Annotated in this window: 1 pseudogene; it reads left to right on the top strand. The window is 51.9% G+C overall.

Going from position 1 to position 266, the window contains the following annotated elements:
* Window positions 1–266: pseudogene (locus AAEY72_RS15160) on the top strand (ribosome biogenesis GTPase Der); the annotation flags it as partial.

Below are 266 nucleotides of genomic sequence, written 5' to 3'. Positions count from 1 at the left end.
CTACATGTCTGAACAGTCGCATACTGCCATTCACGAAGCGGATATCATTGTGTTTGTGGTTGATGCACGGGCTGGGATGATTGGCGCTGATGCCGAAATCGGTAAGTTCTTGCACACCCTTGGCAAGCCGGTCTATGTGGTTGCCAACAAAGTCGATGGTGTCCATGACTCTGCCCCTGCAGAATTTTATGCTTTAGGGTTGGGCGAGCCGTATCCGATGGCAGCCAGCCATGGTCGCGGTATCGGTAACTTGCTCGAAATTCTGA

Source organism: Psychrobacter sp. W2-37-MNA-CIBAN-0211 (assembly GCF_040309405.1).
GTDB lineage: Bacteria > Pseudomonadota > Gammaproteobacteria > Pseudomonadales > Moraxellaceae > Psychrobacter > Psychrobacter glaciei.
The sequence above is the reverse complement of the archived record's forward strand: the minus strand, read 5'-3'. Positions and strand labels throughout refer to the sequence as shown.